We start from the raw sequence: 13,223 nt of genomic DNA on the forward strand, positions 1-13,223 counted from the left end.
GACACTCCGCCTGCGTGTTTCGTATCGCGGAAGATCAGAACGCGTCGGTCGGGACGTACGTGCCCCAGACCTCCCGGAGCGCGTCGCAGACCTCGCCGACCGTGGCCCGGGCCTTGAGCGCGTCCTTCATGGGGTACAGGACGTTGTCCGTGCCCTCCGCGGCCTTCTTCAGCGCGGCCAGCGCCGCGTCGACCGCCGGCCGGTCGCGCTCGGCCCTCAGCTTCGCCAGGCGTTCGGCCTGCTGGGCCTCGATCGCCGGGTCGACGCGCAGCGGCTCGTAGGGCTCCTCGACGTCGATCGTGTAGCGGTTGACGCCGACGACGACCCGCTCGCCGCTGTCGGTCTCCTGGGCGATCCGGTAGGCGGAGCGCTCGATCTCGCCCTTCTGGAAGCCGCTCTCGATCGCGCTGACCGCGCCGCCCATGTCCTCGACGCGGCTCATCAGCTCCAGGGCGGCGGCCTCGACGTCGTCGGTCATCCGCTCGACGACGTAGGAGCCGGCGAAGGGGTCGACGGTGGCGGTGACGTCGGTCTCGTAGGCGAGGACCTGCTGGGTGCGCAGGGCGAGGCGGGCGGACTTGTCCGTCGGCAGGGCGATGGCCTCGTCGAAGGAGTTGGTGTGCAGCGACTGCGTGCCGCCGAGGACGGCGGCGAGGCCCTGGACGGCGACGCGGACCAGGTTGACCTCGGGCTGCTGGGCGGTGAGCTGCACCCCCGCGGTCTGGGTGTGGAAGCGGAGCATCAGCGACTTGGGGTTCTTCGCGCCGAACTCCTCCTTCATGACCCGCGCCCAGATCCGGCGGGCCGCCCGGAACTTGGCGACCTCCTCCAGGATCGTCGTCCGGGCCACGAAGAAGAAGGAGAGCCGGGGCGCGAAGTCGTCCACGTCCATGCCGGCGGCGACGGCGGTCCGCACGTACTCGATGCCGTCGGCGAGGGTGAACGCGATCTCCTGCGCGGGCGAGGCACCCGCCTCGGCCATGTGGTAGCCGGAGATCGAGATGGTGTTCCACTTCGGGATCTCGGCCCGGCAGTACTTGAAGATGTCCGCGATCAGCCGCAGCGAGGGCTTGGGCGGGAAGATGTACGTGCCGCGGGCGATGTACTCCTTCAGCACGTCGTTCTGGATCGTGCCGGTCAGCTTGTCGGCCGGGACGCCCTGCTCCTCGCCGACGAGCTGGTAGAGCAGGAGCAGCAGGGCGCCGGGGGCGTTGATGGTCATCGACGTGGAGACCTTGTCCAGCGGAATGCCGTCGAAGAGGATCCGCATGTCGTCGATCGAGTCGATGGCGACGCCGACCTTGCCGACCTCGCCCGAGGAGATCGGCGCGTCCGAGTCGTGGCCCATCTGCGTGGGCAGGTCGAAGGCGACGGAGAGGCCCATGGTGCCGTTGGCGATGAGCTGCTTGTAACGGGCGTTGGACTCGACGGCGGTGCCGAAGCCCGCGTACTGGCGCATGGTCCAGGGCCGGCCGGTGTACATCGACGGGTACACGCCACGGGTGAAGGGGTACGCACCCGGCTCGCCCAGCTTCTCGGCGGGGTCCCACCCGTCCAGGGCGTCCGGTCCGTAGACCGGCTCGATGGGCAGCCCCGACTCCGACTCGCGCGCCATTGGTTGTGCCTCCCGATAGCTCTTTCCCAGCGGTACCGGCCCTTCGTTACTCGCCGGTACCGGCCCTCGCGACGGACTGTAGCGGCGGGTGTCCTGACGATGGAGAGCAGCACGCTGGGACCTTCCTCACAGCATGCGCGGATCGTGACCTTCGCGCGCAACCGCACACGCGCGGGGAGCATCCCTACGTACACACGACACGTCCCGGGGGGCAACGATGAAGCGGTCTTCTTCCGTCATACGCAGAGCGGTACTGGCAGCGGCCTCGGTGGCCCTCGCCACCGGCTGTACGGCCCAGGCGGCCGGTGGCCCCGGCGGCACCGCGAGCCCGACGAAGGCACCGCCGACCGCCTCGTCCACGCCGGCCGCGACCGACGCCCCGACCGAGGACGGCAAGGCCCCGTCGCCCTCGGCCACGACGGCGGAGCCCACCGGCACCTCCACCGCGACGCCGGAACCCGACGTCCTGATGGGTGACGGGGACGAGAGCGAGCAGGTCCGCGAGCTCCAGGCGCGGCTGCGGCAGCTCGGGCACTTCCACCGGGCGCCCACCGGCTTCTACGGGACGATGACGGCCGGCTCGGTCAAGGCCTTCCAGGGGAAGCAGGGGCTGCCCCGGACGGGCTCGGTCGACGACGCGACCTGGCAGGGGCTGCTCGGCGCGAGCCGGAAGCCGACCGCCGACGAGCTGAAGCCGTCCACCACCAACCAGCTGGACACCCCCGACGCGCGCTGCATGACCGGCCGGGTGCTGTGCATCAGCAAGGAGAGCCGGACCCTCGCCTGGATGATCGACGGCAAGGTCGTCTCGGCCATGGACGTCCGCTTCGGCTCGGAGAACACGCCGACGCGGGAGGGCACGTTCACCGTCGAGCGCAAGGTCCGTCAGGACTGGTCGCGGCTCTACCACACGCCGATGCCGCTCTCGATGTACTTCAGCCGGGGCCAGGCGGTGCACTACTCGGCGGACTTCGCGGCCCGCGGCTACAACGGGGCCTCGCACGGCTGCGTCAACGTCCGGGACAAGGTCAAGCTCACGAACCTCTTCGACCAGGTGAAGGTCGGCGACAAGGTCGTCGTCCACTGGTGACCCGGACGGGGGAGGAGCGGAAGAAGTGAGGGGCGCGGGTGGGACCGGGGGAACGTGTCCCACCCGCGCCGAGTGCGCGGAGCCGTAGGTACGGGGGGAACCCCGGCTCACTGCGCGGCCGATGACCAGTCGGCTCATTCAGTACTGCGCCCGCGGGTCGAAAAGTGTTACACCGGCAGCGGAACGCGGGCGGTGACGGCGATCCCGAGAGGGATCTCGGCGAAGAGCCGGGGGGCCGAGCGGGCGGAATCCAGCGCCGAGGACCGGGTCACGTCGCGGAGGTCACCGCCGCTGTCGCCGGTGTCGCCGGGCGGCTGCTCCCGGTCGCCGTCGCGCCCGTCCTCGCGCTTGCCGTCGCCGTCGGATTCGCCCTTGCCGTCGTCGGCGCCGCCCTCGGGGCTGCCGGTGGCGCCGCCGAGGATGCGGTCGCAGTAGCGGCGCAGGGTCTCGCCGTCGCGCAGGGTGCGCGTGAGCCCCTTCCGGGCCGTGGCGTCGAGCTTCCCCGTGCGGTACGCCCGGCAGGCCTTGACGGCCTTCTCCATGAAGGTCGTGCCGTCGTCCGGGTCCCAGCCCGAACCTCCGGGGTCCTTCCCCGTACCGCCCGTGCCCGTGCCCGCCGTGCTGCGGCCCGGTGCCGGCGTGCCCGGCTCCGAGGTGTCCTCGGCCTGCCCGTCCGGGCCGCCGGTGGGCGGGGCCGTGGTGCCGCCGCCCGCCGAGGGGGACACGCCGGGCGTGGCACCGGTGTCGTCGCCCGGTTCGGTCGTCGGAGGCGCCTCGGGGTCCTTGCGTATGCCGGGCTCCTCGGAGACGAGCGGCTCGACGGTCTCCCCCGCGGTGACGGAGCTGGCGGGGGCGGGTCCCACGATCGGCAGCACACCCGTTCCCGCGGCGACGGCGACCCCTCCGACGGTGACGGCGGCGACCGCGGCGGCCAGTCCGTACCGCACGGAACGTCCCCAGCGGCGGCGCGAGACGGCCGCGGGCGCGAGGCGCACCCGGCCGAGATCGGCGTGTTCGGTGCGACCGCTCGCGGCCGCCGCCACCGCGTCGGCGCGGGCCCGCTCGGCGGTGGCCCTGCGGAAGGCGGCGAGCGCGGCGGCCTCACCCGGCAGTGCGGTGGGCACGGCGGGGACGGCGGCGGCCGTACGGGCCGCGTCGAGGGCTCCGGCGAGCCGGTCGGCCTGGGAACGCGCGCGGTCGTCGGCGGCGTCGACCGGCTCGCCACGGAGCAGCCGCTCCGCGGCCTCCTGGTCGAGCCACTGGTACCGCTCGTCGGCCATCACATGTCCTTCTGCGTACGCGGACGCGAATGCGTCACACCGCCGGGGGTCACGGACCCCGGCCCGCGCCCGCGCTGCGGAGGCACACCGTCCAGGGGGACGACGGCTTCGTCGATGCCGTCGGGACCGCCCGTCTCGCCGTCGACACCGAGGAGTTCGGCGAGCCTCTTGAGGCCGCGGTGGGCGGCGGTGCGTACGGCGCCGGGGCGTTTGCCCAGGGTGTCGGCGGCGCTCTTGGCGTCCAGTCCGACGACGACGCGCAGGACGACGGCCTCGGCCTGGTCCTGGGGAAGCTGGGCGATCAGTTGCATGGTGTGGCCGGTGGCCAGCGCCTCCAGGGCTTCGCCCGCGGTGTCGCACGCGGCGGGCTTGTCGGTGAGTTCGGTCTCGTCGGCGCCGACGGCGGGACGCCTGCCGCGCATCCGGACGTGGTCGAGGGCGCGGTTGCGGGCGATCCGGGCCGCCCAGCCGCGGAACCGGTCCGCGTCGCCGTCGAAACGGTCGAGGTCGCGGGCGATCTGGAGCCAGGCCTCGGAGGCGACGTCCTCGGCCTCGGTGTCGCCGACCAGCGTGCGTATGTAACCGAGCAACCGTGGATGCACGGCGCGATACACAGTACGGAACGCGTTCTCGTTCCCGTCCTGCGCAGCGAGCACCGCGGCCGTCAGCTCCGCGTCGTCCCCCAGCACTCCCCAAACCCTGTTCGTCGGTCGCGTCGTCGCTCCATCGCGGCTGGTCACCGCCGCCACGCCGTCTCGCGCAACTGCACGCTACGTCGTGTCGCGGCGCCGCGTCCACGCGGTCCGGGGTCTTTGTACAACTTGCAACCTTCGGACGGCGGTGCGCGGGATCCGTCCGGCGCGGCCGGCGGTGTGACACAAACCGCACTCCCGGCGCTGAATGGAGTACGGAGCCGTGCTGCGGCTCCGTGGACGACGGCCGGGGTCTCTCCTGTGGGGGGTGGCGACCCCGGCCGTCTCCCTTTTCCACCCCTTCAGGGTGTCAACCGAAGGTTGACAGTGAAGGGGTGTCAACCTACGGTTGCCTCATGACGAATCCAGTCGGCCCGAACATCCCCGTCCGTCTCGACGAACTCATCGACGCGATCAAGAAGGTCCACCCCGACGCGCTGGACCAGCTCTCCGGTGCCGTCATGGCGGCGGACCACCTCGGCGACGTCGCCGACCACCTCATCGGCCACTTCGTGGACCAGGCCCGGCGCTCCGGCGCCTCCTGGACCGACATCGGCCGCAGCATGGGCGTCACCCGCCAGGCGGCCCAGAAGCGCTTCGTGCCCAAGGACCCGGACGCGGAGAAGATGGACCCCAACGCCGGGTTCAACCGCTTCACCCCCCGCGCCCGGAACGTGGTGATGGCCTCCCAGAACGAGGCCACGGCCGTCGGCAACGGCGAGATCACCACCGCCCACCTGGCACTCGGCCTGCTCGCCGAGCCCGAGGGGCTCGCGGCGCACTGGATCACCTCGCGGGGCGTGACCCTCGACCAGGTCCGCGAGGCCGCCGCCGCGACCCTGCCGCCCGCCGTCGAGAATCCGCCCACCCTCGTCCCGTACGACGCGCCGGCGAAGAAGGTCCTGGAGCTGACGTTCCGCGAGGCACTGCGCCTCGGGCACAACTACGTCGGCACCGAGCACATCCTGCTCGCGCTCCTGGAGCACGAGGACGGTACGGGTGTCCTGACCGGCCTCGGCCTCGACAAGGCGACGGCGGAGCGGGAGATCTCCGAGATGGTCGCCTCGGTGGCGATCCAGGCCCCCGCCCCGGAGGAACAGGCCTGAGGCCTCAGGCGGTGCGGGCCCGGCGCGAGACGACCGCGCGCAGCACCCGGCCGCCCTCGACGGAGAGTTCACGGGCCCGGCGCAGACCGGTCGGGCCGTGGGCGACCGATTCGAGGACGGCCTGCTGCCGGCGGAGCTCCCCGGCGAGCAGCGGGCCCGCGCCGTCCGCGTCCCCGGCCCGGCAGCGCTCCACGAGGCCGTCGGGCACATCGGCCGCGTCGTAGCGGCCGTGCAGTGCGAGGGCGGTGCCGGAGCAGGCGCCGGCCCAGGCGCGCAGGGCCTCGGCCGTCCAGGCGGCCGGGGCCTCCGCCAGCATTCCGCGTACGGCCAGGGCGTCCGCCGTGCCGTCGGCGCCGTCCAGCTCGACACGGGCCTTGGCGACGGCCTCGCCCCAGGCCGCGCCGTCGCCGCGCGCGACGGCCGCCCACACGGGGCGCAGGGCGTCGCCCCGGTCGCCCGCGAGCAGCGGGAGACAGCGGTCGAGGCAGGCGAGACCGGCCGCGGCCAGGCCCCGCTCGTCGGCCCCGTCGATCAGTTCCAGCAGGTTCCGGCCGGTCGCCGATGCCATGACGCCTCCTTGCCACCCGATGCGGACTCAGTACGTCCACTACTGCGCCGAGGGGCGCTATTTCGTCACTGTGCGGCCGGAATCATGCCATTGGCCTTGGCGTGCTGCATAGAGGTCAGACGCCGGACGAAGAGGATCGCGAGGACGGCGGCGACGATGTCGAGGGCGAAGCCCGCGAGGGACCACTGGCTCGCGGCGTCGTAGTCGCCGGTGGTCCCCGCCGTCTCGTACATCTGGCCGGAGGCCCAGTTCACCAGGGTGCCGACGATCCAGCACGTCCACCAGCAGTTGAGCAGCGTCAGCTCCCGCCTGCCGTCCGCGGCGTACGGCGCCGGGCGGCTCGCCCGCCAGATCTCCACGGCGATCGCCCGCGGTATCCAGAAGTTGGCGATCGGAATGAACCAGCCGCCCACGGCGTAGCCCGGCTTCCGGGTCTGCAGGTCGCTCGCCCAGACCTCGGCGTTCTTCCGCAGCCGGTAGAACCAGACGATGAAGACGATCCCCGTCGCCAGGTACAGCGTGAACGACATGCTGTACACGAGGTTCAGATTGAGCGGCCCGAACCTCGCCGGATCGACGGACTCCGTCCCGTCGGCCGTCAGATCACGGACGTCGGCGAGACCGAGCAGGACATCGAAGAAGATATTGCCCGCGAGCAGGGCTACGACGGCATGGGAAAGGCCGTTCGGATTTCGGAGCGTGAGCACGTGGTCCCCCCAAGGAACGTGCGGCGGCCAGGTGGCCGCCGCCGGGGGAACGTACGCGATCCGGATCGATCGCGTCCACGACAAAGATCACCGCACCTTGGTCGCCAGCGCCCTGAACTGCTCCCAGGTCAGCGTCGGGGTCCGGGCGTCCCACAGCTTCTGTGCCGTCGCCGTCAGCGGCATCCGGATCCCGTCCGCCACCTGCGCCATGGTCTGCGCGCCCGACAGGTCGCACCAGACCGCGAACCGGCCGCCGAGGATCTGCGGGGCGTAGCGCGCCGGCACCGGTGTCGTGCCGCGCAGGACCAGCGGGGTCCACTGCTCGTAGATCCGGCGGCCGGTGGGGTACGTGAACTGGTTCGGCTCGCCGAGGACGTAGTAGAGGAACTCGTCGTTGAGGTTCACGACCTTGCGGCCCTCGGCCAGGTACTCCGCGGGCGGGCGGGCCCCGATCTCCTTGCCCGTCCAGTACTCGACCTCGATCCGCTTGTCGGCGGTGACGACGCCGCCGCGGAAGAAGCCGTCGTTCCAGGCCTTGGCCGTCTTCCCGGCCGCGCGCACGACGGCGGCGCGGTCGTTGAGCCAGCCCTCCGCGAGGTCCTGGACACCCGCCTGGGGTCCGTACTTCTGCCGGGCCGCCGTGGCCAGCTGCGGGTACGAGGCGGACGGGTTGCGGACGGTCAGCGCCTGGTACTCGTCGGCGCCGACGTGGAACCAGCCACCGGGGAAGAGGGCCGAGTACTCGCGCAGCAGCTCGTCGACGAGCTTCGCCGAGGCCGGCTTGGAGATGTCGATGGCGCCCTGGCGCGGAGTCCCCTGGACGTTGCGCAGCTGGAGGTCCGGGTGGGCGCGCAGGACGGCGCCGAGGTGCCCGGGCGAGTCGATCTCGGGCACGACGGTGATGTGCAGGGTCTGCGCGAGGGCGAGGATCCGGCGCACCTCGGCCTTGCTGAGGTGCTGGGCCGAGACGATCTCGGGATGACTGTCCGAGGCGATCCGGAAGCCCTGGTCGTCGGAGAAGTGCAGCCCGAACTGGTTGAGCTTGAGGTCGGCCATCTCACGGAGCCTGGCCTCGATCCAGCCCGCGGTGAAGAACTTGCGGGCGATGTCGAGGTTCAGTCCGCGCTGGGGTTTCGCGGGCGCGTCGGTGACGACGCCCTCGGGCATCGCGCCGGAGCCCTTCACCGACTGCTTGAGGGTGCGGGTGCCGTAGAAGACGCCGGCCTCGTCGGGGCCGCTGATCCGGACCCGGTTGTCACGGACGGTCAGGTTGTACGACTCGGGGGCGCCGGTCCCGCCCAGGGCCAGCTCGACGTCTCCGGGGCCTGCGGCGACGGCGCCGCGGTAGGGGATGCCGAGTTCCCCGGCGAGGAGCCTGCCCTCGTCGGCGAGGCCCGCGCTGTTCGCGGCGAGGACGACCCCGCCGGTGGGCGCGGGCTTCCAGCCGGGACCACGGGCGGCCTCGTGGTCGCGCACGGCGGGGACGGTCCGGGGCGCGGTGGAGGGGGGGTAGGTCCGGGTCGGGGTGGGCGTCGGGCTGGGCGGCGCGCCGGTGGGCGCGGCGTCCGCGGACGTACCGGAGGTCGTGCCGGAGGAGGCGGCGGGCGTGCCCGAGCCGGAGGGTGATCCGCCGGAGCAGGCCGCCACGGTGGCCAGTGCCACCGCCGTCGCCAGGAGTGCGGGGCCCTTGTGGGGCCCTCGTATGGAGTACCGCATCATTCGGAATCCTCCCGTACGGCGGACGGTCCGGCCAATCGGGGGACTCGACGGCCCCGCGACCGGAACGTGTGCGTCCATCACCTGTTCCGAAACTCTCCCTTCCGGGTGAAATTCGCGCATCCGTCGGACACTTCCCTCGTCCCGTCGGTAACGTTGCGTCACACCCACCCCATCGCGACCGTCCCCGCGCGCGACCGCCCCACCCGTCCCGGAGTACCGGAGCCCACGCTGACCAGCGACACCCATGTCCCCTGCCGCAAGCCGGGCTCCACGGACACGCCTGCCATACCCGCCCAGAACCAGGGCCCGTCCGTCCGCGGGCTCGCGGGCTTCAACGCCGCCGCGCCCGACGAGGCCGAGAGCCTGCTCCTCTCCTGCTGCCACAGCCGCCGCTGGGCCGAACGGGTGGCCGCGCACCGTCCGTACCCGACCGTGGAGGCGCTGCTCGCCGCCGGCGACGAGGCCGGATACGACCTGTCCCGCGCGGATCTCGACGAGGCCCTGGCCGCCGAGTCCTCGGCACTGCCCCACCCCGACGCGCCGCCGGCGGCACGGACCGCGCTGCGGGCCGCCCACGCCGCGTACGAGAGCAGCTTCGGGCACGCGTTCGTGATCAGCCTCGACGGGGTGCGTCCCGGGGAGCGTCTCGACCAGGTTCTCGCAGGCATCCGGTCACGTCTCGGCAACGAAGCGGAGGAGGAACGCGTGATCGCCGCCGACGAACTGAGGCGGCTCGCACGCGCCCGGCTCGCGTTCCGGCTCGCCGAGCCGCTCACACCCCGACACTCCGCACCGTGATTCCGTCCGGAATACGGCGATTCCGGCCTCGGTTCTAGGCCGTCCGTGCCTGTTTGATCACACCTATGGACCCCGCGCAAACGAACCGACAAGTCGTCGCTACGATGACCGGGGCCGGTGGACCGTACCCGGCCGGGTCAGACCGACACTGAAGCCGGCCGACCCTGATCCCCGCTCCCGGAGGGTTTTTCCGTGCCGGCTGGAACGCTGTACCGCGGCCGGGAAGGAATGTGGAGCTGGGTGGCTCATCGAGTCACCGGCGTCCTCATCTTCTTCTTCCTGTTCGTACACGTGCTGGACACCGCTCTCGTCCGCGTCTCGCCCGAGGCGTACGACGAGGTCGTCGCGACCTACAAGACGCCGATCGTCGCACTCCTCGAGTACGGCCTCGTCGCTGCCATCCTCTTCCACGCGCTGAACGGTCTCCGTGTCATCGCCGTGGACTTCTGGTCCAAGGGCCCGCGCTACCAGAAGCAGATGCTCTGGACCGTCGTGGGCATCTGGGTCGTCCTGATGGCGGGCTCGCTGTACCCCGTCCTCGGCCACGCCGCACGTGAACTGTTCGGGAGCTGACGCCAGACATGTCTGCTGACACCACCTCCGCCGCGATCGGCCCCGTCGAGGGCGGCGCCCACTACGACGCGGACAACCCCGCGCCGTACATCGAGGCCCCCCGCAAGCGCACCGGCAAGACCCCGCGCGCGACCCGCGGCAACTTCGAGATGGCCGCGTGGCTCTTCATGCGCCTCTCCGGTGTGGTCCTCGTCGTCCTGGTCCTCGGCCACCTGCTGATCCAGCTCTTCCTGGACGGCGGCGTCTCCAAGATCGGCTTCGCCTTCGTGGCCGGCCGCTGGGCGTCCCCGTTCTGGCAGGTCTGGGACCTGCTGATGCTCTGGCTGGCCATGCTGCACGGCGCCAACGGCCTCCGCACCGTCATCAACGACTACGCGGAGCGGGCCAACACGCGCCTGTGGCTCAAGGGCCTGCTGTACACCGCCACGGTGTTCACCATCCTTCTGGGCACGCTGGTGATCTTCACCTTCGACCCGAACATCCGCTAGGCACGGGGCTGAGGTAATCCACGTCATGAAGATCCACAAGTACGACACCGTCATCGTCGGCGCCGGTGGCGCCGGCATGCGCGCCGCCATCGAGTCGACGAAGCGCAGCCGCACCGCCGTGCTCACCAAGCTCTACCCCACCCGCTCCCACACGGGCGCCGCGCAGGGCGGCATGGCCGCCGCGCTGGCGAACGTGGAGGAGGACAACTGGGAGTGGCACACCTTCGACACGGTCAAGGGCGGTGACTACCTGGTCGACCAGGACGCCGCCGAGATCCTGGCGAAGGAGGCCATCGACGCCGTCCTCGACCTGGAGAAGATGGGCCTGCCGTTCAACCGCACCCCGAACGGCACCATCGACCAGCGCCGCTTCGGCGGTCACTCCCGCAACCACGGCGAGGCCCCGGTCCGCCGGTCCTGCTACGCCGCGGACCGCACCGGCCACATGATCCTCCAGACGCTGTACCAGAACTGCGTCAAGGAGGGCGTGGAGTTCTTCAACGAGTTCTACGTCCTGGACCAGCTGATCACCGAGATCGACGGTGTGAAGCACTCCGCGGGCGTCGTCGCCTACGAGCTGGCCACCGGCGAGATCCACATCTTCCAGGCCAAGGCCGTGATCTACGCGTCCGGCGGCACCGGCAAGTTCTTCAAGGTGACCTCCAACGCGCACACCCTGACCGGTGACGGCCAGGCCGCCTGCTACCGCCGCGGCCTGCCCCTGGAGGACATGGAGTTCTTCCAGTTCCACCCGACGGGCATCTGGCGCATGGGCATCCTGCTGACGGAGGGCGCCCGCGGTGAGGGCGGCATCCTCCGCAACAAGGACGGCGAGCGCTTCATGGAGAAGTACGCGCCGGTCATGAAGGACCTCGCGTCCCGTGACGTCGTGTCCCGCTCCATCTACACGGAGATCCGCGAGGGCCGCGGCTGCGGTCCCGAGGGCGACCACGTCTACCTGGACCTGACGCACCTCCCGCCGGAGCAGCTCGACGCCAAGCTCCCGGACATCACCGAGTTCGCCCGTACGTACCTCGGCATCGAGCCGTACACGGACCCGATCCCGATCCAGCCCACCGCGCACTACGCCATGGGTGGCATCCCGACCAACGTCGAGGGTGAGGTCCTCTCGGACAACACCACCGTCGTCCCGGGTCTGTACGCGGCCGGCGAGGTCGCCTGCGTGTCGGTGCACGGCGCCAACCGCCTCGGCACCAACTCGCTGCTCGACATCAACGTCTTCGGCAAGCGCTCCGGCATCGCCGCGGCCGAGTACTCCGCCAAGTCCGACTTCGTCGAGCTGCCGGAGAACCCGGAGTCCCTCGTCGTCGCGACGATCGAGAAGCTGCGCAACTCCACGGGTCACGAGCGGGTCGCGGACATCCGTCGCGAGCTGCAGGAGACCATGGACGCCAACGTCATGGTGTTCCGTACCGAGCAGACGATCAAGACGGCCGTCGAGAAGATCGCCGAGCTGCGCGAGCGCTACGAGAACGTGTCCATCCAGGACAAGGGCAAGCGCTTCAACACGGACCTCCTGGAGGCCATCGAGCTGGGCAACCTGCTCGAACTGGCCGAGGTCATGGCCGTCTCGGCCCTGGCGCGCAAGGAGTCCCGCGGCGGTCACTACCGCGAGGACTACCCCAACCGCGACGACGTCAACTTCATGCGCCACACCATGGCGTACCGCGAGGTCGGCGAGGACGGCTCCGAGACCGTCCGTCTCGACTACAAGCCGGTCGTCCAGACCCGCTACCAGCCGATGGAGCGTAAGTACTGATGGCTACCCCCGTACTGGACAAGGTCGAGGCGGAGTCCGCCGCCTCCCCGTACATCACGGTCACGATGCGGATCCGCCGCTTCAACCCCGAGGTGTCGGACGCGTCGGTCTGGGAGGACTTCCAGATCGAGATCGACCCGAAGGAGCGTGTGCTCGACGCCCTCCACAAGATCAAGTGGGACGTCGACGGCACGCTGACCTTCCGTCGCTCGTGCGCGCACGGCATCTGCGGCTCGGACGCGATGCGGATCAACGGCAAGAACAGGCTCGCCTGCAAGACGCTGATCAAGGACATCAACCCGGAGAAGCCGATCACGGTCGAGGCCATCAAGGGCCTCACGGTCCTCAAGGACCTCGTGGTCGACATGGAGCCGTTCTTCCAGGCGTACCGCGACGTCATGCCGTTCCTCATCACCAAGGGGAACGAGCCGACCCGCGAGCGCCTGCAGTCCGCCGAGGACCGCGAGCGCTTCGACGACACCACCAAGTGCATCCTGTGCGCCGCGTGCACGTCGTCCTGCCCGGTCTTCTGGAACGACGGCCAGTACTTCGGTCCGGCCGCGATCGTCAACGCGCACCGCTTCATCTTCGATTCGCGTGACGAGGCGGGCGAGCAGCGCCTGGAGATCCTGAACGACAAGGACGGTGTGTGGCGCTGCCGCACGACGTTCAACTGCACGGACGCCTGCCCCCGTGGCATCGAGGTCACCAAGGCGATCCAGGAAGTGAAGCGTGCGCTGATCACGCGTCGCTTCTGACGAACGGTTCGGTGTTCCGGCCCGCTTCTGTACGCTGCGGCGTGCAGGA

The 13,223-nt window shown here is 70.9% G+C and carries 13 protein-coding genes; 7 read left to right on the forward strand and 6 right to left on the reverse strand.

Features of this window, described 5'->3' with window-relative positions:
* Positions 1-34: 34 nt before the first annotated feature.
* Entirely contained in the window at positions 35-1,615 is a 1,581-nt protein-coding gene (locus IE311_RS18730) for an acyl-CoA mutase large subunit family protein (protein ID WP_189832860.1), read from the reverse strand.
* A 217-nt stretch (positions 1,616-1,832) separates the two neighbouring features.
* Here IE311_RS18730 and IE311_RS18735 point away from each other — a divergent pair, with 217 nt between their 5' ends.
* The gene (locus IE311_RS18735; RefSeq protein ID WP_189832861.1) at positions 1,833-2,705 is read left to right on the forward strand and encodes a L,D-transpeptidase family protein; all 873 of its coding nucleotides are present in this window, start codon (positions 1,833-1,835) and stop codon (positions 2,703-2,705) included.
* Between the two features lie 167 nt (positions 2,706-2,872).
* Here IE311_RS18735 and IE311_RS18740 read toward each other — a convergent pair whose 3' ends face one another.
* Together IE311_RS18740 and IE311_RS18745 are read right to left on the reverse strand one after the other, a co-directional pair.
* Entirely contained in the window at positions 2,873-3,985 is a 1,113-nt protein-coding gene (locus IE311_RS18740) for a hypothetical protein (RefSeq protein WP_189832862.1), read from the reverse strand.
* On the reverse strand, positions 3,985-4,674 hold the full coding sequence (locus IE311_RS18745; RefSeq protein WP_189832863.1) for an RNA polymerase sigma factor: 690 nt from the start codon (positions 4,672-4,674) through the stop codon (positions 3,985-3,987). Before IE311_RS18745 ends, IE311_RS18740 begins: the two co-directional genes overlap by 1 nt.
* Before the next feature lie 359 nt (positions 4,675-5,033).
* On the opposite strand from IE311_RS18745, the gene IE311_RS18750 reads away from it, so the two are divergent.
* Positions 5,034-5,783, forward strand: a complete 750-nt coding sequence (locus tag IE311_RS18750) for a Clp protease N-terminal domain-containing protein (RefSeq protein WP_189832864.1) — start codon at positions 5,034-5,036, stop codon at positions 5,781-5,783.
* Positions 5,784-5,787: 4 nt separating this feature from the next.
* Here IE311_RS18750 and IE311_RS18755 read toward each other — a convergent pair whose 3' ends face one another.
* The 3 genes from IE311_RS18755 to IE311_RS18765 all read right to left on the reverse strand — a co-directional run bounded on the left by IE311_RS18755 (position 5,788) and on the right by IE311_RS18765 (position 8,777).
* The gene (locus tag IE311_RS18755; RefSeq protein ID WP_189832865.1) at positions 5,788-6,351 is read right to left on the reverse strand and encodes a hypothetical protein; all 564 of its coding nucleotides are present in this window, start codon (positions 6,349-6,351) and stop codon (positions 5,788-5,790) included.
* A gap of 65 nt (positions 6,352-6,416) precedes the next feature.
* On the reverse strand, positions 6,417-7,058 hold the full coding sequence (locus IE311_RS18760) for a DUF4328 domain-containing protein (RefSeq protein ID WP_189832866.1): 642 nt from the start codon (positions 7,056-7,058) through the stop codon (positions 6,417-6,419).
* 87 nt (positions 7,059-7,145) lie between these two features.
* Positions 7,146-8,777 carry a beta-N-acetylhexosaminidase gene (locus IE311_RS18765; protein WP_189832867.1) on the reverse strand — a complete coding sequence of 544 codons (1,632 nt, stop codon included), beginning with the start codon at positions 8,775-8,777 and terminating at the stop codon, positions 7,146-7,148.
* Between the two features lie 153 nt (positions 8,778-8,930).
* Here IE311_RS18765 and IE311_RS18770 point away from each other — a divergent pair, with 153 nt between their 5' ends.
* From IE311_RS18770 to IE311_RS18790, 5 genes are all read left to right on the forward strand, one after another.
* Positions 8,931-9,575, forward strand: coding sequence for a 2-oxo-4-hydroxy-4-carboxy-5-ureidoimidazoline decarboxylase (locus IE311_RS18770; RefSeq protein ID WP_373313894.1), 645 nt, complete (start codon positions 8,931-8,933; stop codon positions 9,573-9,575).
* A 192-nt stretch (positions 9,576-9,767) separates the two neighbouring features.
* Positions 9,768-10,148, forward strand: a complete 381-nt coding sequence (sdhC, locus tag IE311_RS18775; protein WP_015035721.1) for a succinate dehydrogenase, cytochrome b556 subunit — start codon at positions 9,768-9,770, stop codon at positions 10,146-10,148.
* Positions 10,149-10,156: 8 nt separating this feature from the next.
* Positions 10,157-10,636 (forward strand): succinate dehydrogenase hydrophobic membrane anchor subunit, encoded by a 480-nt coding sequence (locus IE311_RS18780; protein ID WP_189832868.1) that lies wholly within the window; start codon positions 10,157-10,159, stop codon positions 10,634-10,636.
* A gap of 25 nt (positions 10,637-10,661) precedes the next feature.
* Positions 10,662-12,416, forward strand: coding sequence for a succinate dehydrogenase flavoprotein subunit (gene sdhA, locus IE311_RS18785; RefSeq protein ID WP_189832869.1), 1,755 nt, complete (start codon positions 10,662-10,664; stop codon positions 12,414-12,416).
* On the forward strand, positions 12,416-13,174 hold the full coding sequence (locus tag IE311_RS18790; protein ID WP_187623462.1) for a succinate dehydrogenase iron-sulfur subunit: 759 nt from the start codon (positions 12,416-12,418) through the stop codon (positions 13,172-13,174). Before sdhA ends, IE311_RS18790 begins: the two co-directional genes overlap by 1 nt.
* Positions 13,175-13,223: the final 49 nt, after the last annotated feature.

The sequence above is a fragment of the Streptomyces zaomyceticus genome, from assembly GCF_014656215.1.
In the GTDB taxonomy this organism is placed as follows: Bacteria; Actinomycetota; Actinomycetes; order Streptomycetales; family Streptomycetaceae; genus Streptomyces; species Streptomyces zaomyceticus.

Coding starts and splice junctions, on each gene's coding strand:
- sdhA (WP_189832869.1), top strand. CDS start 10,662: ATGAAGATCCACAAGTACGACACCGTCATCGTCGGCGCCGGTGGCGCC.
- IE311_RS18730 (WP_189832860.1), bottom strand. CDS start 1,615: ATGGCGCGCGAGTCGGAGTCGGGGCTGCCCATCGAGCCGGTCTACGGA.
- IE311_RS18790 (WP_187623462.1), top strand. CDS start 12,416: ATGGCTACCCCCGTACTGGACAAGGTCGAGGCGGAGTCCGCCGCCTCC.
- IE311_RS18755 (WP_189832865.1), bottom strand. CDS start 6,351: ATGGCATCGGCGACCGGCCGGAACCTGCTGGAACTGATCGACGGGGCC.
- IE311_RS18780 (WP_189832868.1), top strand. CDS start 10,157: ATGTCTGCTGACACCACCTCCGCCGCGATCGGCCCCGTCGAGGGCGGC.
- IE311_RS18750 (WP_189832864.1), top strand. CDS start 5,034: ATGACGAATCCAGTCGGCCCGAACATCCCCGTCCGTCTCGACGAACTC.
- IE311_RS18765 (WP_189832867.1), bottom strand. CDS start 8,777: ATGATGCGGTACTCCATACGAGGGCCCCACAAGGGCCCCGCACTCCTG.
- IE311_RS18735 (WP_189832861.1), top strand. CDS start 1,833: ATGAAGCGGTCTTCTTCCGTCATACGCAGAGCGGTACTGGCAGCGGCC.
- IE311_RS18740 (WP_189832862.1), bottom strand. CDS start 3,985: ATGGCCGACGAGCGGTACCAGTGGCTCGACCAGGAGGCCGCGGAGCGG.